This is a genomic window from Gilliamella sp. B2828, from assembly GCF_026537125.1.
Classification (GTDB): Bacteria; Pseudomonadota; Gammaproteobacteria; order Enterobacterales; family Orbaceae; genus Gilliamella.
In genome coordinates, this window is the sequence record NZ_JAFNMU010000004.1 from 26052 (window position 1) to 44841 (window position 18790).

At 30.9% G+C, this 18790-nt stretch carries 17 protein-coding genes and 4 tRNA genes; 16 read left to right on the forward strand and 5 right to left on the reverse strand.

The features are described 5' to 3' along the window. Positions 1–518 precede the first annotated feature (518 nt). From J3U19_RS04735 to J3U19_RS04750, 4 genes are all read left to right on the forward strand, one after another. The gene (locus J3U19_RS04735) at positions 519–938 is read left to right on the forward strand and encodes an OsmC family protein (protein ID WP_267340640.1); all 420 of its coding nucleotides are present in this window, start codon (positions 519–521) and stop codon (positions 936–938) included. Between the two features lie 111 nt (positions 939–1049). After that, positions 1050–2399 (forward strand): APC family permease, encoded by a 1350-nt coding sequence (locus J3U19_RS04740; protein ID WP_267345540.1) that lies wholly within the window; start codon positions 1050–1052, stop codon positions 2397–2399. A gap of 90 nt (positions 2400–2489) precedes the next feature. Beyond that, a complete protein-coding gene (locus tag J3U19_RS04745) occupies positions 2490–3113 on the forward strand; it encodes a LysE/ArgO family amino acid transporter (protein WP_416380279.1) in 624 nt (207 codons plus the stop codon). 406 nt (positions 3114–3519) lie between these two features. Next, complete coding sequence (locus J3U19_RS04750; RefSeq protein ID WP_267345544.1) at positions 3520–5481, forward strand: glycoside hydrolase family 3 protein; 1962 nt, start codon at positions 3520–3522, stop codon at positions 5479–5481. Between the two features lie 106 nt (positions 5482–5587). On the opposite strand, the gene J3U19_RS04755 is transcribed toward J3U19_RS04750, so the two are convergent. The 4 genes from J3U19_RS04755 to J3U19_RS04770 form a co-directional block, all read right to left on the reverse strand. Then, positions 5588–6292 (reverse strand): tetratricopeptide repeat protein, encoded by a 705-nt coding sequence (locus J3U19_RS04755; protein ID WP_267345545.1) that lies wholly within the window; start codon positions 6290–6292, stop codon positions 5588–5590. A 498-nt stretch (positions 6293–6790) separates the two neighbouring features. Beyond that, positions 6791–6866 (reverse strand) — tRNA-Lys (locus J3U19_RS04760). 20 nt (positions 6867–6886) lie between these two features. Continuing rightward, positions 6887–6962 (reverse strand) — tRNA-Val (locus J3U19_RS04765). Between the two features lie 35 nt (positions 6963–6997). Then, a tRNA-Val gene (locus J3U19_RS04770) sits at positions 6998–7073 on the reverse strand. A gap of 166 nt (positions 7074–7239) precedes the next feature. On the opposite strand from J3U19_RS04770, the gene J3U19_RS04775 reads away from it, so the two are divergent. The 6 genes from J3U19_RS04775 (at position 7240) to tusA (ending at position 11586) form a co-directional block, all read left to right on the forward strand. Next, positions 7240–8226, forward strand: a complete 987-nt coding sequence (locus J3U19_RS04775) for a PilN domain-containing protein (protein ID WP_267345546.1) — start codon at positions 7240–7242, stop codon at positions 8224–8226. After that, positions 8219–8692 carry a hypothetical protein gene (locus J3U19_RS04780; RefSeq protein WP_267345547.1) on the forward strand — a complete coding sequence of 158 codons (474 nt, stop codon included), beginning with the start codon at positions 8219–8221 and terminating at the stop codon, positions 8690–8692. The genes J3U19_RS04775 and J3U19_RS04780 overlap by 8 nt, the downstream gene beginning before the upstream one ends. Beyond that, positions 8689–9063 carry a hypothetical protein gene (locus J3U19_RS04785; RefSeq protein WP_267345549.1) on the forward strand — a complete coding sequence of 125 codons (375 nt, stop codon included), beginning with the start codon at positions 8689–8691 and terminating at the stop codon, positions 9061–9063. Before J3U19_RS04780 ends, J3U19_RS04785 begins: the two co-directional genes overlap by 4 nt. Beyond that, complete coding sequence (locus J3U19_RS04790) at positions 9053–10396, forward strand: secretin N-terminal domain-containing protein (protein WP_267345556.1); 1344 nt, start codon at positions 9053–9055, stop codon at positions 10394–10396. The genes J3U19_RS04785 and J3U19_RS04790 overlap by 11 nt, the downstream gene beginning before the upstream one ends. Positions 10397–10523: 127 nt before the next feature. Continuing rightward, entirely contained in the window at positions 10524–11330 is an 807-nt protein-coding gene (locus tag J3U19_RS04795) for a Cof-type HAD-IIB family hydrolase (protein WP_267340626.1), read from the forward strand. A 19-nt stretch (positions 11331–11349) separates the two neighbouring features. Beyond that, positions 11350–11586, forward strand: a complete 237-nt coding sequence (gene tusA, locus J3U19_RS04800) for a sulfurtransferase TusA (protein ID WP_267340624.1) — start codon at positions 11350–11352, stop codon at positions 11584–11586. A gap of 38 nt (positions 11587–11624) precedes the next feature. On the opposite strand, the gene J3U19_RS11540 is transcribed toward tusA, so the two are convergent. Next, the gene (locus tag J3U19_RS11540) at positions 11625–12155 is read right to left on the reverse strand and encodes a protein YgfX (RefSeq protein WP_416380255.1); all 531 of its coding nucleotides are present in this window, start codon (positions 12153–12155) and stop codon (positions 11625–11627) included. Between the two features lie 145 nt (positions 12156–12300). Between J3U19_RS11540 and J3U19_RS04805 the strand changes: the two genes are divergently transcribed. The 6 genes from J3U19_RS04805 (at position 12301) to J3U19_RS04830 (ending at position 18665) form a co-directional block, all read left to right on the forward strand. Next, complete coding sequence (locus J3U19_RS04805; RefSeq protein WP_416380256.1) at positions 12301–14832, forward strand: penicillin-binding protein 1A; 2532 nt, start codon at positions 12301–12303, stop codon at positions 14830–14832. Positions 14833–14845: 13 nt separating this feature from the next. Continuing rightward, entirely contained in the window at positions 14846–15409 is a 564-nt protein-coding gene (gene rsmD, locus J3U19_RS04810; RefSeq protein WP_267340620.1) for a 16S rRNA (guanine(966)-N(2))-methyltransferase RsmD, read from the forward strand. After that, complete coding sequence (locus tag J3U19_RS04815; RefSeq protein ID WP_267340618.1) at positions 15409–15666, forward strand: DUF1145 domain-containing protein; 258 nt, start codon at positions 15409–15411, stop codon at positions 15664–15666. The genes rsmD and J3U19_RS04815 overlap by 1 nt, the downstream gene beginning before the upstream one ends. A 70-nt stretch (positions 15667–15736) precedes the next feature. Further along, positions 15737–15812 (forward strand) — tRNA-Gly (locus J3U19_RS04820). 1918 nt (positions 15813–17730) lie between these two features. Continuing rightward, positions 17731–17952, forward strand: a complete 222-nt coding sequence (locus tag J3U19_RS04825) for a Flp family type IVb pilin (protein ID WP_267340616.1) — start codon at positions 17731–17733, stop codon at positions 17950–17952. 494 nt (positions 17953–18446) lie between these two features. After that, a complete protein-coding gene (locus J3U19_RS04830; RefSeq protein WP_267340614.1) occupies positions 18447–18665 on the forward strand; it encodes a Flp family type IVb pilin in 219 nt (72 codons plus the stop codon). Positions 18666–18790 lie beyond the last annotated feature (125 nt).

An 18790-nucleotide genomic window follows, 5' to 3' on the forward strand; every position in this document is an offset into this window, starting at 1 on the left:
CTACTGCATATATTATATCGGTATGGTAATTAGGCTTAGGATTACAGAAATATAATAAAGCTATAGCGATATGCTACTTATAATGGTTACCAAAATTGAAATGCTCGAGATTAAAATGAATGCAAGTATAATCAATGATTCCTCCTACCAATGCTAAATACTCTTGCAAGCCAATCATTCCTAGCTCTGATAATAAGAAAGATAACAAACTTAACAATTGCATATTTATCTTTAAGGTGAAATAAAGCCATCAAACTGTCTATTTAATATTTAGATGATAATCATTGCTAGCTCAATGATAGTCATCATTTTCATTCTTGTTGCAAATAATTTGGTTATTCTATCCGAGTTGTTTAAAATATGTATCAATAATTCTATTAGTAATATAGTTAAACCTTTTTTTTCAATAGGTTAATAAAATAATAAGCAAAAGATGACAGAATGTTTCAAAAAAGCTTATGTTATCTAACTTAAATTTAAAAAGTTTTAAAATAAATTTAAATTGAAAGGAGTGAATAATGAAAGATCGTTTAAAGTGGATTGATGATTTTGGTTTTTTAGGCGAGACCGCAAGTGGTCATTCGTTAGTGATGGATGGTGGGATTGAGCATGGCGGACGTAATCGTGGTCCCCGCCCTATGGAACTTTTATTGCATGGTGCTGCTGGATGTATGGCTTATGATATTATTGCTATATTAAAAAATAAAAAAAAGGATGTGCGGGATCTTTGGATTGAAATTGATAAAGCTCAAGCAGAATCTTCACCAAAAGTGTATACCAAAATTAATTTTCATATTGTAATTACTGGTGTTAAGGTAGATAACGAAACCATTGAATATGCGATAAAACTTGCTTCCGAAAAATATTGCAGTGCCTCTATTATGTTAGGTAAAACAGCAAAAATGTCATATACTTATGAAATAAGAGCACATGAATAACCCTTTTCTTATAACAAAAAATTATAATTTAATAACTAGCTGATCTTAGTGAGTTTAACAGTAATCATTTAACATTTTATCCTATTGATAGATTGTTACAAAGGAATGATTATGCAACAGCTAAGTAAAAATATGCAATTTCGAGATATGGTTATTTTGGGATTGCTTTTTATTGGTCCAGCGGCACCAGTAGGATTATTTGGTGTTTTAGATGCGGTGAGTGATGGTGCCATTGCTTCAGTTTATATTGTTGCCACTTTAGTGATGGCATTTACCGCTTATTCATATGCTAGAATGGCGAATGCTTTACCTCATGCGGGAGCCGTTTATGCTTATTGTTCTCTAGGCATTCATCAAAATGTAGGTTTTTTAGTTGGTTGGTTGTTACTTCTTGATTATATGTTTATCCCAGCCGTTGCTTACTTATTTAGTGGTATATCGCTTAATGCTTTGATACCAGAAGTGCCCGTATGGATATGGACTTGTTTAGCGCTAGTATTAACTACCACATTAAATTTAATTGGGGTTAAAAAATCAGCCAAAATTACCTTACTGATTTTATTGCTTGAAATCGTAGTACTGCTTGCGGTGTTATTTGTTGGTATTTGGATCATAGTAACAAGTGATCTTAGCCGAGAATGGTTAAAACCTTTCATTGGTGGGTCTGCATTTACTTGGAGTCATCTGTTTAGTGCCGTATCTATTGCTGTTTTATCTTATTTGGGATTTGACGCTATTGCCACTTTCTCAGAAGAGAATAGTGGTCAACGCAATTTAGTTAGTAAGGCTATTATTAGTTGTTTAATTTTAGCTGGTTGTCTATTTGTAATACAGATTTACGTTGTATCCTTACTTTCTCCTTATGATGCTGAATATTTACGTAGTCATCCCAAATTACAAGGCAAAGCTTATTATAATATTGTCAATCAAGAAATTAATTTATGGTTAGGATGGTCATTAAGTTTAATGAAAGCTGTAGGAGCTTCATTTGCTGCAATGGTTGGACAGGCTGCTGCAAGCCGTCTTTTATTCAGCATGGGACGCGATAAGCGTTTACCCTTATTTTTTGCAAAAATAAGTCAGAAAAGTGGTGTTCCGATAATGGCAATCTTATTTGCAGCTCTATTTAATTTATGCTTAGTAATTATAGCCGCTAATAGTGCTAAAGGATTGCAGATTCTAGTCTCATTTGTTGATATTGGAGCCTTAACAGCATTTATTATGTTACACACTTCAGTCATTGGTTATTTTAGATTCAAAAAAGCTTCCAAAGGAGGGCTTTCATGGATTTTGGATGTTTTGATACCTATTGTCGGTATCCTTGTACTTTTGCCAGTACTATTACACATTGATAATTACGCAAAAATTGTAGGTATTGTTTGGTTAGCAGTTGGTTTGATAATTCTTTATTTTAATAAAAATAAAGCCCAATTAATTTGGTTTAAAAAAGAGAAATATTAATTATCTCATTGAAATATTTTGAACTATTGATCAATCATATTTATTATACGATAATGCTTGTCCATTTTAACTCAATATTTTAACAAAATGATATCAGAAATATTAAGAGGGGCATTAATTTCAGCCAGTTTAATTATTGCCATCGGTGCACAAAACTTATTTGTTCTCAAACAAGGTTTATTACGAAATCATATATTTTATGTATCGGGGATCTGTTTTATTTGTGATTTTGTATTGATGTCAATTGGAATCCTAGGAGTAGGCACATTTATTAGTAGTAATCCCTTAATCACGAATGTATTAGCAATATTAGGTGCACTTTTTTTAATTTGGTATGGTTTTGGGGCGTTTAAAAGTGCAATTAAGGGAACAAGTAGTATACAACTCCAATCACAAGACTCTAATAAAAGCAGTTTTATCAAAGTAATATTGGCAACGTTAGCCGTTACTTTACTTAATCCACATGTATATTTAGATACTGTAGTGATTGTTGGCGGTATTGCTGGAACGTTAAGCAGTGAACAAAAAATTGCTTTTCTAATTGGTGCTGCGTGTGTTTCATTTATCTGGTTTTTTAGTATTGGTTATGGTGCTAGATTACTTACTTCATTATTTAAACATAAAAGAATGTGGGTGATTTTGGATTGTTTAGTTGGTGTAATCATGTTTTATATTGCGTATCGTTTAATTTTCCATGTGTATTGTAATAGTTAGGTCAGTTTTCATTCTAGGTGCAATTTCAGTTAGATAGAATATAAGCTAAATCATATTGCGCCTTATTTTATTTTTGTTCCGATGAGTTTAAATTCTCTTCACCTTCCTTTTTGATAAGTAAACTTTTTTAGGTATATTAAATAGATATGTAAAATCACTATTTTGTTGAAGTAATAACAAAAAACTGTGATTATTATCACAATTGTTTCAATTAACCTCAATCGTTGATTTCTTCTTTCTATTATTAATGCTAGTTTATTGAGCATATTTCGGATCGTTACTGTGCAGCTTAACAAGAGAGTATATAAACAAACCTAAGCATTTGGGGGAGCAAAGCGTTTAGGTTTTGTTGTTTTAAGCGCACAAAAATCAGCTTAAATATCATAAGTTATCCAAGGAGTGTAATATGAAATGTAAAACATTGAAGCTAGCATTGTTAATTAGCTCTGTACTAGTATTCAATCCATTATGGGCAATTCAGCAGGTTAAAATTGAAAGTCAAGAATTAAAAACTATCACTGTTGAAAATTTTCAATTTAAAGATATGGATAAAGATGGCAAGCTCACTCCTTATGAAGATTGGCGTTTGACACCAGAACAGCGCGCAAAGGATTTACTAGCTAGAATGACGCTTGAAGAAAAGGCTGGTATGATGATGCATGGTAATGCTCGAAGTTTAGAAGATGAACTTGGTCATGGTGATAAATATAATTTAGAAGAACTCAAGAACCTGATACTGAATGATAAAGTAAATAGTTTAATCACTCGATTAGAAGTTAGTCCAGAAGATTTTGCTCAGCAAAATAATCAGTTGCAAAAAATTGCAGAATCATCACGTTTATCTATACCTTTGACTATCAGTGTTGATCCACGAAATACTTTTTATTATGGTAATGAAAAAACTACTAAAAATGGTTTTAGCCAATGGCCAGGAACATTAGGAATGGCTGCAATTGGTAGTGAAAAAGACATTAATAAATATGGGGATATTATTCGTCAAGAATATCGATCTTTAGGGATAACTCAAGCATTATCCCCAATGGCCGATTTAGGTACTGAACCACGTTGGGCACGTTTTGAAGGCACTTTTGGTGAAAATCCTGAATTGAGTAAAAAAATGGTACGTGGTTATATCTCCGGTATGCAAAATGGAAAAGAGGGATTAAATTCACAAAGCGTTTCTGCCGTTGTTAAACATTGGGTTGGTTATGGTGCGGCTGAAGAAGGGTTTGATAGTCATAGCTTTTATGGAAAATATGCACTATTTACGGAAAAGGATAGTTTAAAAAAACATATTATCCCATTCACTGGAGCATTCGAGGTGAATGTCGCAGCCATAATGCCAACATACTCCATATTGAAAAATGCGCAAATAAATAATCATAGAATCGATCCTGTTGGTGCAGGTTTTAATAAATATTTATTAAAAGATTTACTGCGTGATACCTATAAATTTAAAGGTGTCATCATGAGTGATTGGAATATTACTAAAGACTGTAATGACGTTTGTATTAATGGTACGCCTCAAGGAGTTGCACCTAAAGCTGAAGGGATGCCCTGGGGAGTTGAGAATTTAACAGTGGAAGAGCGTTTTATTAAAGCGATCCTAGCTGGTGTTCAACAATTTGGAGGGGTAAGCAATAGTTCAACTATTGTCTCTGCAGTTAAAAATAATAAATTGGATGAGAAGCTGATAGACAGTGCAGTATTGGCAATTTTAACGCAAAAATTTGCTTTAGGCCAATTTGAAACACCTTTTATTGATCCTAATGAAGCAAGCAAATTTGTTGGTAATCAAAATTTTCAACAAATTGCGAATAAAGCACAATTCAACTCAATGGTGTTACTTGAAAATAAACAACAAACCTTACCACTAGATACTAATAAGAAAGTTTACTTGCATGGTTTTGTAACAGAAACAAAAAATCAATTAAAAAATCAAGTAACTATTGTTGATGATATTGATGATGCGAATGTAGTGGTTGCACGTATTGATGCTCCCTTTGAACAGAATCATAAAAATTACTTTTTTGGTTTAAGACATCATGAAGGTTCACTTGCATTTTCTGCAAATGATAAAAATATTGAATTTATCGCCAAGGCAAGTAAAAAACATCCGGTTATTGTAACAATTTATTTAGATCGACCTGCTGTTCTCACCCCTATAAAACAATACGCTAGTGCAGTTGTGGCTAATTTTGGTGTAAATGATGAAGTATTGTTTGAACGTTTATTGGCGGATAAACCATATATCGCTAAAATGCCATTTGCTTTACCAGATTCAATGGAAAGTGTAATTAAACAATCTTCTGATTTACCAAATGACATGAAATTTTTGTATCCATTAGGATATGGATTGACCCGTTAATTCATCTTGCTTAATATTATTGCTATCTTGGTGATGGCAATAATATTGTTATCATTACCTTCAGCTTATTAATTGATTAAGAAAGCTAATGAACTGCATTCAATTATCAATGAATATTTTTGGAAAGTTCACACGCTTTTTGTAACCCGTTTTTGCAAGCTAAACTATAATATTTTTTTGCTTTATTTTTATCTTTTGATACTGCTGTTCCATTATCATACAACACACCCATTAATAATTGTGCTTGAGGGTTATTGGCTTTTAGTCCTTTTTTAAGTAATTCCAATCCTTTAGGATAGTTTTTATCATTTAATAAATATATGCTCGCTAATGCAGCTTGAGATTTTAGATGTCCTTGATTGGCTGCTTTTTCAAACCACAGTTTCGCTTTATCTAAATCTTGTGGAACAGCTTTACCTTCATAATATATTAAGCCTAAATTATTTTGCGCTCTTATAAAGTTAGCCTGTGCGGCTTGTTCATAGTACATTATTGCTTTTTTATAATCACGTTTTACTCCTTCTCCCTTATTATACATAAGACCTAAATTATATTGAGATGATGTATATCCCTGTTTGGCTGATGCTTCAAACCATTTTTTAGCTTGGTCATAATCTTTCGTATAACCATTTTGTCCAAAATAGTAATTCGCACCTAATGCAAATTGTGCAGCAGCATCCTGTAATATAACTGCTTTTTTGTATAACACTTCTTTATTGTTATAAGTTTCAACTTCATTATAATTAGAATTAGAACTACAAGCAGTCAACAAATTGATCATAATCAATCCCAATAACACTAACTTTTTCATATTATTTCCTTAATCATATCCTTTTGATATTGATACATTTTACATGATATCTCTTTAGATCGTTAGTTGATTTATTGTTGATTGAAAAAGTCAAGATTATAAGTGAACAATAAAATATTTAATATTGTAGATACGCTGATTAAATAGAATTGATTTTAAACAATACTTTTGTAGAAAAGATGTAAGTTTGACTGTTTGATATAACGTGTACTTAACCTTTTGGGCAATATTCGCGTTGATTAAAAATAGTTGAATATTAATTCATCAAATCCAAACATATTAGCGATTAATTAATCATTGTTAATATTTATTTTAAAATAGAAAAATGATAGATGGGTTCGGATCCTTATAATTAAAAACATCGTATTTTTTATGATTTCAGTGCAGACACTTAATGTTAATCAGATTTATTCCAAGCAAATTAGTTAAATGCTTGTACTTTTATAGATCAATATACTGACTTATTGAATAAAATCTGAAAAAAGAAAGATAAAAAAGTGGTGGGTCGTGAGCGATTCGAACGCTCGACAAACGGATTAAAAGTCCGCTGCTCTACCGACTGAGCTAACAACCCATATAGAAAACTGACAAAAGTGGTGGGTGATACCGGGTTCGAACCAGTGACCCCCTCCTTGTAAGGGAGGTGCTCTCCCAACTGAGCTAATCACCCCAAGTGTTTTATTTCTAAAACGTCACGGTAAAGATTGGTGGGTGATACCGGGTTCGAACCAGTGACCCCCTCCTTGTAAGGGAGGTGCTCTCCCAACTGAGCTAATCACCCTTACCGTGTGGATGTGCATTATAAGGCACGCCTTATTTCAGTCAACCTTTTTTTTTAATTTTCTGCAAAATTAGCTTTGTTCGATTTAATTTTAAACGTTTTTTGGATAATGTATCACAAAAACTCCTTTTATTCGTATTCATATTGCTTAATGTGACTATGATTTATGGATGAAATTATTTTTATGGTCAGTCAATCAATGAAAATATTAGATAAATGTCAGGTCGTAATTCATGTCGAATCCAATATTATAAGATATAAGATAAATCAATCTAATGGGCGATTAGCGTTTTCCCGTTACGGCAATTTAATTGAATATCATTATCAAAATTTCAATGATATTGATATTTTAGTTAGTCAACTACAAGCAAAATTACCTAAATATACAAAATATGAAATAAACCTTTCTGATACCTATATTCAATTAACCAAGTTAACAAGACCTGATGTTAAATTGCAAATTAACGAAATTGCTTTGTATATTGAGGCTTCGATCTATAAATTATTTGGAGTGTCAGCTAAACATGTCTTTTATGATTTTATTTTTTTGGCTGATAAACAGAACCAGAACCAAATTATGGTTGCAATTTGTGAGCGAGATTATGTTAATAGCTGGATTGGATTATTTAAGGAAAATGAATGTGTAATAAATTTTATTGGTTACACAATTGATAATAAAAAATTCAATTTTTTACCATGGAGACAAAGCCAATATAAAAAGCAAAAATTGTATTTATCAATTGTAATTGTATGTTTGATTGGCGTCATGAGTTGTTTATTTTGTTATATGTGGCGGCAAGCCCATACAAAATTAACCCGCTATAAAACCAATGTTACACATTTACAACTTATTGAGCAAAAGTTAAATGAGCAATTATTGAATTATTTGCCTAATCCCTCAATAAGTCAAAGACAAATCCATCAATCATTAATCTTAATTTCATTACAATTACCTTCAAATATTTGGTTAACTTCGTTCAATTATGAACTCGATAACATAACAATAAGAGGGCATAGTTTTAACTATATTGAACTCACTAATTTTAACTTAAATCTTTTACAACATAAAAACGTCAGTAAAAGCCAAATTAAAATGATTGCTAATAATAAAAGCAGTTTGTCTTTTGAAATGGATATTGACCTAAATGAATAGTGATTTTTACAATCGCCCACTTTGGCAACAATATTTAATCTGTATTTTGTTACTTTTGGTTACTTTTATTACCGGTTATCTGTTATTTATTCACGATATAAGTAACCAATCAGAAGAGCAACAAAAATTATATCAACAAAAACAATTACAAATAGTATCGTTACAATCAAGGCTTATGCTTTATCGATTTGGGCAAAACAGTTCATTGACTATGATCAATCAAAGTGAATTTGCTCAATATATTGAACGAAATCATTTAGTATTAAATGCCTTCAAACATTATCAAACCGAGGAAACAATTAATTGGGATATTGAACTAAACGGTGAATTTATTGATTTTATGAATTTAATCTCAGAGCTGAATAAAGATTATTATTATTTGAATTTTCGAGATTTAAAGATGATTAAACAGGAATCTTATTTACAAATTATATTTACCTTATTATTTAAAAGGAAAATGGAATGAAGTCAAACTTATCTATAATTAGTTTATTAGTGATTACTCATTGTTTTAATGCCATTGCTGAATTAAATTTTAATCGGGATCCATTTGTTAAACCAACGCAGATATCATGTAACGAACAAAAAGAGATATTATTAAAACAGATACAAGCTTGGCGATTTAAAGGCTTTATTAAACAAAAGAGCCATTATTACCCGCAAATTTGGCTTTATTCAGAGAATCATTGGCTAGCCATAAATCATGAGGTTCCGTCTCACGTATTATTTCCCTGGTTTGTTCAATCTTGGCAAAACCATAAAATTGTGTGGCAAGCAAATTTGACAGATTATTGTAATGAAACTATCGAATGGATGATGTCATTAAATGAATCTTAAAGATATACAGACAAAAAAACGACAATTGTTCCAGCAATGTCAACATCTATTATTGAATGTAACAACAAGCTTTTTCATCTCTCTGATTATCATGATATGTACGGTTAGTGCTAACGAAAATCAATTACATTTTAATTTATCTTCTAACCCTGAGCTTTACAATAATGAATTGATTTCATTGAATTTTTATCAAACAGATATTGCTATTATTTTGCAATCTTTAGCTGATAGTAAACAAATGAATCTTATTATGGGTGAAAATTTATCAATAAAACAGACGATTAAACTGCAAAACATAGATTGGCAAAAAGCATTAAGTATTATTTTAGATTCGGCCAATTTACAAGCTACAATGGATGATAATATTTTATTTATTTCCAAAGCTATCGATCCCGAAATTTTAGAACAAAAACGGCAATCAGAATTAAAGCAACAAGAGCAAAAACAACCATTGGAATCTTTGTCTATCGTAATTAAACATGCTGATCTTACAACTTTAAATGAAACCATATTACAGAATGGATTATTATCTGAACGAGGCAAAGTTATCATGGATAAACGAACCAATTCACTAATTATTATGGATTTGCCAAAGCAGTTTAAAGCAATTAACAACTTGATTAAGTCCATTGATAAACCAATGCCACAAGTACATATATCCGCTCATATTGTAACAATGAGTAATGAAGGTTTGAACGAATTGGGTATTAAATGGGGCTATTTAGGACGATCATCGCAATTATTAGGTAAGTTTGATGTAGGGTTAGGTATTACTAACTCCACATCAACCATAGGTTTTAATTTAGCTAAAATTTCGGGTAGTTTGCTTAATTTAGAACTATCAGCATTAGAGTCTGAAAATCAAGTTGAAATTATCGCCAGTCCTAATTTATTAACATCTAACCAGAATATGGCGTCAATAAAGCAAGGCACGGAAATTCCTTACGAAGTCTCAAATGGTAGTAATGGAGCAACATCGATTGAGTTTAAGCAAGCGGTTTTAGGATTAGAGGTGACGCCTAAAATACTATCTGAAAATCAAATGCTTTTAGATTTATTTATTACTCAAAACACCGCAGGTCGCGCAATTAAACGTAGCGAAGGAGGAGAAGCATTGGCTATTGACACCCAAGAAATTAAAACCCAAGTGATAGTCAATAATGGCGAGACTCTTGTTTTGGGTGGTATTTTTCAACAAACTAGCGATAATATTAAACGAAATGTTCCAAGCGTGAGCGAGCTTCCGATTATAGGTCACTTGTTCAAATATAAAGGTAAAAAACAGCAGAAAAAAGAACTTGTTATTTTTATCACACCACAATTAGTTGAGTAAATGCTATCAGAGTTGTATCATACAGAGTTTATGATTATATGGTTTACTTTGAAACGGAATTTGTTGTTTCAATGTTTAGTTTTTTTAGTCATCATCATTACAAATTATTATAAAAGTAGAGAATATTATGTTTCGTGTTGTAGCTTCCGATTTAGATGGCACTTTATTAACTCCTGAGCATAGCTTATCACCTTATACTAAACAAGTTCTTCAAGCTTTGCGAAAAAAAAATATCCATTTTGTTTTTGCCACAGGGCGACATCATATTGATGTAGCACAAATGCGAGAAAATATGGAAATTGATGCTTTTATGATTACTTCTAATGGTGCTAGAGTGCATGATAGCTCAGGCAATTTAATTTTTAGCCAAAGTCTTGAGCCAACTTTAGCATGTGAAGTCGCAAAAGAATGCATTAATGATCCATTAGTTTATACTCATGTTTACCGTGGTGATAATTGGCTGATTAATAAAGAAGATGCATACTCTTTAAGTTTTTATAGAGATACAGATTTCACTTATGAATATTTTAATCCTTCTGATTTTGAAACCGATGATATTGCTAAAATTTACTTTACAACCAGTAGTGATTCATTACATCCACATTTAGCTGAACTAAAAAATAGGCTTGTTAAAAAGTATGGTAGTAAAATCAGCATTACTTTTTCGTCTTTAAATTGTCTTGAAATTATGGCTGAAAATGTATCAAAAGGCAGTGCTCTAAAAAAGGTAGTTGAAAAACTTGGTTTCGCTCTAAAAGATAGTATTGCTTTTGGTGATGGCATGAATGATTTTGAAATGTTAAAAATGGCAGGAAAAGGTTGTATTATGCAAAATGCTAGTTTAGATTTACGCCAAAAACTACCACAATTAGAGGTAATTGGTTCAAATGTTGATGATGCCGTACCCCATTATTTAAGTAATTTATTACTATAAATTAATCTAATTATATTTTATGACTCTAACTTTTGATAAAAAACTTGATACTCTGGGATTACGTTGCCCAGAGCCTATCATGCTGGTTCGAAAAGCTATTAGAGAGCTGGCTATAGGACAAGTACTCTATGTGATTGCTGATGATTTTTCCACTACTCGTGATATACCGAGTTTTTGCAGATATATGGATCATGAACTACTTGCATTACAACTAGAATCTAAACCTTATCAATATTGGATAAAAAAATCCCATTGATCTTTTTTTGATAAAAAGTTGCAGGCTAACGATATGATTTAACAGGTCAACCTAATTTGATAAAGATAATAACGTAAAGTACGCCAGTCACTAGGGGAAAAATTATCTGACATTAAAAATAGTGTATGACGTTTATTGGTTCTGCGTGATTGCAAATTCAAAATAATAATGTAACGGAGTATTATGGGATTATGTCTTATATACCACCGTTGTTTAAACCAATAGATCTGATTGATATGATGAAATACTGCAAATTCTCCTTTGATTTTTTTGCAACAACCAATGCTTCGCCACCATTCATTTATTAAAAACAATAGGATAATAAAAGTGTAGTTATTTAATAATGTATCAGAAAATTTTAATAGGCATTCAATAACTAGAATTAAATAAATTATTGATACTATAATGATTTGTTGTAAGGATAGGGTTAATTTAGTTCTCCACATGATAAAAACTCGGTTCAAATAAAACACAATTAATAAATGATGGGAGTAAAAATTGCTTAAAATTAAGCTAAATATGGGAGATAATACGCATAATTGCAGTAATTTTTTATGAGTGATTAACATATTTTCTTTATAACAAGGATATTAAATTCATCATATCAATGTTAATAAAAACTAAGTGTAAAATTATTTACAGGGGTAACAAAAATGCCTTAGTTACCCTTACATTTTCCTTTGAAAATTTAGCTAGGAATAATTTGTGATAATAATTAAAGCGTTAAAATTTTTTCTTAAGTTTTTTATCGGCTGTTTTCTATGTGCTTTAGCCATAGCAATTGCTGGTTATACTTATTATTCAAAAGACTTGCCTGATGTTACAACCTTAAAAGATGTAAGGTTGCAAACACCCCTGCAAATTTTGAGCAAAGATGGAGAACTTATTGCTATCTTTGGTGAGCGTCGACGAACACCATTAAAATACAATGAAATCCCACCAGTTGTTGTTAATGCCGTGATTGCAACCGAAGATGCGAGATTTCATGAGCATTTTGGTATCGATCCGATTGGTATTGTTCGAGCAATGTACATAGGCTTGAAACAAAAAGGGTTTTCGCAAGGGGGTAGCACTATAACCCAGCAAGTTGCAAAAAACTTTTTCTTAACACCAGAAAAAAGTATTGCACGAAAAGCTAGAGAAATTATTTTGGCTATTCGTATGGAAAAAGAGCTTACCAAAGAAGAAATCATGACACTTTATTTAAATATGATCAACTTTGGTTCTAGAGCATATGGTGTTGCCGCCGCATCTTATACTTTTTTTGGTAAAACTCCAGATCAGTTAACCATCGATGAAGCGGCATTGTTAGCTGGTTTGCCAAATGCGCCTTCAGCTTATAATCCTATTTCACATCCTGATCGAGCACTGACCAGACGTAACTGGGTTTTAGGTCGTATGTTAGATCAATCGTATATTACTCAAGCACAATACAATGAGGCAATTAGTAAACCAATTAATGTAAGTTATCATTCACCACAGATCGAATTTTCAGCTCCATATATTGCAGAAATGGCAAGGCAGTTTATGTATGATAAATTTGGTGAAAATGCTTATACTGATGGCTATAAAGTCTATACAACTATATCTAAAACTGACCAGATAGCAGCAGAGCAAGCCGTACAAAAAAATATTATTGATTATGATATAAGACATGGTTATCGTGGTCCTGAAAAAACATTATGGAAAAATAACGAAAAGGCGTGGAATGATGAACAAATTCAAATAACGCTAAAAAAATATACTTGCTATAGTGGTATGTGTCCTGGTGTTGTTATTCAATCTTCTGATTCAGAAGCAAATGTAGTTTTAACCGATAAATCTAAAATCGTTATATCATTCCAAGATATGAAATGGGCTCGTCCATTTATTAGTGATACTCAACAAGGCGCTTTTCCGAAAAAAGTATCTGATACATTAAAATCAGGGCAACTCATATGGGTTAAGAAAACAAATGATAAATGGGCGTTAGCACAAATTCCAGCAGTCAACGCTGCGTTAGTTTCACTGGATTCAGACAATGGGGCTATCAAAGCGATTGTTGGCGGTTATGATTTTTATTTAAGTAAATTTAATCGTGCTACTCAAGCTCTTCGTCAATTAGGATCAAATATTAAACCTTTTATCTATACATCTACATTGGAAAAAGGTTTAACTATGGCGACACTACTCAATGATGCACCCATTGTTCGTTCGACAGGAAGTGCGACTTGGAGGCCTAAAAATTCTCCACCAAATTATGCTGGACCATTACGTTTAAGAATTGGTTTAGGGATGTCTAAAAATGTAATGATGGTTAGAGCGCTACGAGCTGTAGGTATTAAATATGTAGCAAATTATTTAGAAAGATTTGGATTTCCAAAAGAAAATATCTCTCTTAATGAATCATTAGCTTTAGGTTCTGCATCATTTACACCCTTGCAAGTAGCTAGAGCTTACTCAGTGATTGTCAACGGTGGATATTTAATTTCACCTTATTTAATTGAAAAAATTGAGGAAAATAATGGTAGTGGTGTTATTTATCAACATCAACCTTTGATTGCATGTAAAAATTGTACTGATGGGGTTATTAATACAGGGTCAACGCCAATATCACTAAATAATGTTGAGAATGAAATAAACGAATCAGATAATGAAGAACCTGAACAAGCTAATCTTAAATCAGATGATACTATGGTATTACCAAATATCAATTCAGATAATAAAACTATAGATGTTACATCACAATATGCACCACATACGATCAATAGTGGCTTAGCTTTTATTATGAAAGATGGACTAAGATCAATTGTATTTGGAGGGGCTGATTGGCAAGGTACAGCCTGGCGAGTAAAAGTATTAGGTCGAAAAGATGTGGGAGGTAAAACAGGTACCACAAATGCATCTAAGGATGTTTGGTTTTCTGGCTTTGGTGGCAATATTGTAACAACTGTATGGATGGGATTTGATGATCATCGGCGCAATTTAGGCCGAACTATTCGAGCGGAAGCTGGGTCAGTGACAGCAAATCCAGTTTGGATTGATTATATGAAAGTTGCCTTGCAAAATGTACCTATAAAAGAAGATACAAAACCGGACAATGTTATATCTGTAACCATTGATCAAAAGACAGGATTATTACCTCAATCAGGCTCTAAAACATTGTCTGAATATTTTATTAAAGGTACTGAACCAACATCTTATACAACTCAAGAAGTAGAGACTAGTGTGACCGATTCTCAAGGTAACACTCAGGAACTATTCTAGTAAGGAATTTAGTATGAATGGTTCTATAAGAATTATTGGTGGAAAATGGCGTGGGCGTAAATTGTCCGTGCTCGATAAACAAGGTCTACGACCTACGACTGATAGAGTTAAAGAAACTTTATATAATTGGTTAATGCCAGTTATATATGATAGTGATTGTTTAGATTGTTTTTCAGGTAGTGGCTCTTTAGGCTTTGAAGCAGCATCAAGAGGTGCAAAAAATGTAATTTTACTTGAAAAAGATAAACAAGTTGCACAGTTACTTAAGAAAAATAAACAGCTTATTGCTTGTGATGCAATTGATATTTATCACACTAATACGCTAACATGGCTTGATCAACCCGCTAAAAAGCAGTTTGATATTGTGTTTATTGATCCCCCTTTTTATCAATCACTGGTTGCCCAAACGATTATTCAGCTAGAAGATCATGATTGGTTGAAATCATCTGCATATATTTATATTGAAACAGAAAAAGATCTCGAACTAATGAGTAATATTCCTACTAGTTGGCAATTACATCGAGAAAAAATTGTTGGGCAAGTTCGCAGTTATCTTTTTATAAGAGAAGACAATTAATGTTTATATTTATTGGTAAATTTTTATACACCATAATGTGGTTATTTTTATTATTTAATTTGATTCATCCTTTCCCAAGACCAGCTAATATTGTCGCATATGTTGGTTTAGCTGCTTTTACCATAACTCATGGTTTACAGGCCTACATGCTACAATCAACAATGACTAATAAAGAGAAACAAGAGGATAAATTTAAAGCACTTCGTCTTTTTATTTTTGGAGTATTTGAATCACTTAGCTGGAAAACTAAAAAATAACGTCAAAAGTGGTTGCCAGATACAAAAAATTTTGTATAATGCTTCCACTTCTTTCGAAGTATTCCAGTAAGCGGGAATAGCTCAGTTGGTAGAGCGCAACCTTGCCAAGGTTGAGGTCGCGAGTTCGAACCTCGTTTCCCGCTCCAAATGTTTATTTATAGACTTTTAGCAACGCCTACGAATCCAGATAATTGGTGTGTTGTATCTCTCATTTTTTTGCAAAAACACTGAAATATATCTGGATGTAAAATAAATAATTCCTATTTTTAAGTGCATCGTTTTTTAAATTAAGTATGAAGGTGTGTATTATCTAATTTAGTCTTTTCTAATGTTATTTTTATAGGTTAACTTATTGATATTTTTTATTAAAGAAGTTGATAAAAGTTAACTATGGTAGTCATTTTCCAAACATTAATTAATGATACAAATTTGTTTATTATATTTAATAATAACTTGTCTTTTGGAACGATATCTTACTGAACTCATTAACTCTCTTTATTTACGATGATTTAATCATAATGAAACACTGATTATGTTTCTTTTAATCAACGTGTTTCATGTAACGCAAAGTTGTAACCTCATTTTAGTATGTACTAATAATAAAATTGACACTATTAGACTTTAATACAGAATGTTTAGAAGGACATAGTATGTTTTGAAAAATTGATAATGAATGAAAAAGTCTATAATGTTTATCTGTTTAAACTTTCATATAGTATCATTCTTCTATACTTTTCAAGCTGGACGAAAACGGGCTTTATGAAATGAACTCAAATAAATTAAAACTTCAAACATTATTGATTTTAATGAAGATAGTATAGACTTGTCTTTCATTTATTTTGCATCGACCTATATATTACTGGATAAGTTTATTTTATTGATAAAATAGCATGTCAGTAAATGGTTTTGTGCCATAAAATAACGATATGAGAATTAGTAATAAAATTATTTTTTACTTGAGTCTATGGAAATCCTAAACACTTCATTAAAAAACATGAAGCGTTAATCTAAAAAGTGGATCAACATAGTAGATAATAAAGGATAATTATTTATTTTCAAATGGTTACTTATTTAGATTTGGAATGTATTTCCTACTCTAACTATCCACCTAAGAATATTAAATTGCGAATAAACGTTTTTTAGATAACAAAAATCTTGTTAAACTTCTTTTCATCAGAATTTGATAAACTGATCTTGATATATCACATATATATGTCATATCAGTTGTATTGAAATTTAAAATTTTTATTCTATAAAAATTATCTCTGATTTTGTTGTTTTTTATATCTTTGTATCCTTAAATTTTTTTATCATTTCTATTATTTTAAATTCATTATTATTAAGTACTTTACGGTAATTAGCATAAAATTTGCAAAACCTAAAAAGCGAAAGAAAAAATAAACGGTAAGTTAATAAATGGAGCATTGTTATTATGAACATCTCAGCAATACTTACACGACTAAAATTGAGTGGAATTAAATTTATAAAAAATGAACATGGAGTGCATACGATCGAATACATAATTATAATATCAGTACTTACAATGATAGTTACAGTTCTTTTTTTTGATGATGGTCCAGCTAAAAATGCCTTAACTGAATTATTTAATAAACTAAAAGATAAATTAAGTATTGTCATCTAAGTTTGTATACTTATTTGTATAACTTTTCTTAACGTTAAAGTAGATAGAAATAACGATTAGAAAAGATAAGTTTAATTTATTGATATGACTATCTTAATTTATCATTTTTATTTTCCTCTTTAAAATTATTCATTATTCAATAAATTGTAAGTATCTTTTATACTTTTAACTATATGAAAATTTTAACTGTATTTTTGTTAACATCTTTATTTCATTAAAGATGTCTGCTTGTTACTCTGGCAAACTAAAAAATTAGTTTCAATTTATTTTTAACTAATTCATAAATATTTATTACTCATATCTGTTGTAATTTTTTTATTAGCACTGGTAAAGTTATATTAAAGCGCATATAATGCAAAAGACTTTACAAATAAAGTAAATAAATATTAAAAAAAATGTAAATATTTAAGGAGAAAGTTATTATGATGTACTTATCAGCAGTTCGAGCACAAGTAAGAAATTTTGCAAATAAATTCATCAAAAATGAACGTGGTGTAACCGCTATTGAATATGCAGCGGTTGCTGCAGGGGTTTCGGCGGTGGCTTTGACTATATTTAATCGAGATGATGGTGCTGTTCACAATATGTTAGAAAATATATTTTTTGAGTTGAAATCTAAATTGGTAAATATAATTGTTCAATAAGCAATAATTATTATATTAATTTAACCACCCTTTATAAATGGGTGGTTTATTATTTTAAGGTAATTTATGCTTTCTTTAAGATGAAGGATAAAACTAAGTATTACGTATAATATATTGAATTTTTGGTTTTTTAAAATTGATTTGTCAGCCATTTTATAGCTTATATCTTTGCCGCTCCTTTTTCCCTCTTATGTAATTTAAACAATCGAATGATGTTTTAGCGAAATAGTTTATTGAGAAAATTATTTTTACTTTAATAATTAAAGAAGACTTCAAATGTCTATTTAAGACGATACCTGTTTACCTTATGATTTTAAGGCGCTTTTTGTTTGTTGAATTCATTATATTGTTCATTAAATTGATAAAAAAAATTAAAATAAAATTGCATTTCTTGCTGGCAATTTAATATGAATTCGCATATAATGTGAAAACTTTCAGTTAAGAAAGTGAAAAAATAATTTTAAAAAATGTAAATATTTAAGGAGAAAGTTATTATGATGTACTTATCAGCGGTTCGTGCACAAGTAAGAAATTTTGCAAACAAATTCATCAAAAATGAGCGTGGCGTAACTGCAATAGAATATGCAATTGTTGCTGCAGGTGTTTCATCTGTGATTTTAGTTATTTTTAATAGTTCAGGTGGACCAGTTCATGATATGTTAACTAATGTATTTAATACATTGAATAGTAAATTATCTAATATCATTTCTTAATTATAAATATTTGTTATAGTGATATAAACCACGCCTTTATATAAGGGGTGGTTTATTATTTTAAAGTAATTTATGCTTGCTTTAAAATGAAGAATAAACCTAAGTGTTAAATATTGAATTTTTAG

Coding starts and splice junctions, on each gene's coding strand:
- J3U19_RS04735 (WP_267340640.1), top strand. CDS start 519: ATGAAAGATCGTTTAAAGTGGATTGATGATTTTGGTTTTTTAGGCGAG.
- J3U19_RS04785 (WP_267345549.1), top strand. CDS start 8,689: ATGAAGTCAAACTTATCTATAATTAGTTTATTAGTGATTACTCATTGT.
- J3U19_RS11540 (WP_416380255.1), bottom strand. CDS start 12,155: ATGTTAATCACTCATAAAAAATTACTGCAATTATGCGTATTATCTCCC.
- J3U19_RS04755 (WP_267345545.1), bottom strand. CDS start 6,292: ATGAAAAAGTTAGTGTTATTGGGATTGATTATGATCAATTTGTTGACT.
- J3U19_RS04815 (WP_267340618.1), top strand. CDS start 15,409: ATGTTTATATTTATTGGTAAATTTTTATACACCATAATGTGGTTATTT.
- J3U19_RS04775 (WP_267345546.1), top strand. CDS start 7,240: ATGGATGAAATTATTTTTATGGTCAGTCAATCAATGAAAATATTAGAT.
- J3U19_RS04795 (WP_267340626.1), top strand. CDS start 10,524: ATGTTTCGTGTTGTAGCTTCCGATTTAGATGGCACTTTATTAACTCCT.
- J3U19_RS04740 (WP_267345540.1), top strand. CDS start 1,050: ATGCAACAGCTAAGTAAAAATATGCAATTTCGAGATATGGTTATTTTG.
- J3U19_RS04780 (WP_267345547.1), top strand. CDS start 8,219: ATGAATAGTGATTTTTACAATCGCCCACTTTGGCAACAATATTTAATC.
- J3U19_RS04750 (WP_267345544.1), top strand. CDS start 3,520: ATGAAATGTAAAACATTGAAGCTAGCATTGTTAATTAGCTCTGTACTA.
- J3U19_RS04790 (WP_267345556.1), top strand. CDS start 9,053: ATGAATCTTAAAGATATACAGACAAAAAAACGACAATTGTTCCAGCAA.
- tusA (WP_267340624.1), top strand. CDS start 11,350: ATGACTCTAACTTTTGATAAAAAACTTGATACTCTGGGATTACGTTGC.
- rsmD (WP_267340620.1), top strand. CDS start 14,846: ATGAATGGTTCTATAAGAATTATTGGTGGAAAATGGCGTGGGCGTAAA.
- J3U19_RS04830 (WP_267340614.1), top strand. CDS start 18,447: ATGATGTACTTATCAGCGGTTCGTGCACAAGTAAGAAATTTTGCAAAC.
- J3U19_RS04825 (WP_267340616.1), top strand. CDS start 17,731: ATGATGTACTTATCAGCAGTTCGAGCACAAGTAAGAAATTTTGCAAAT.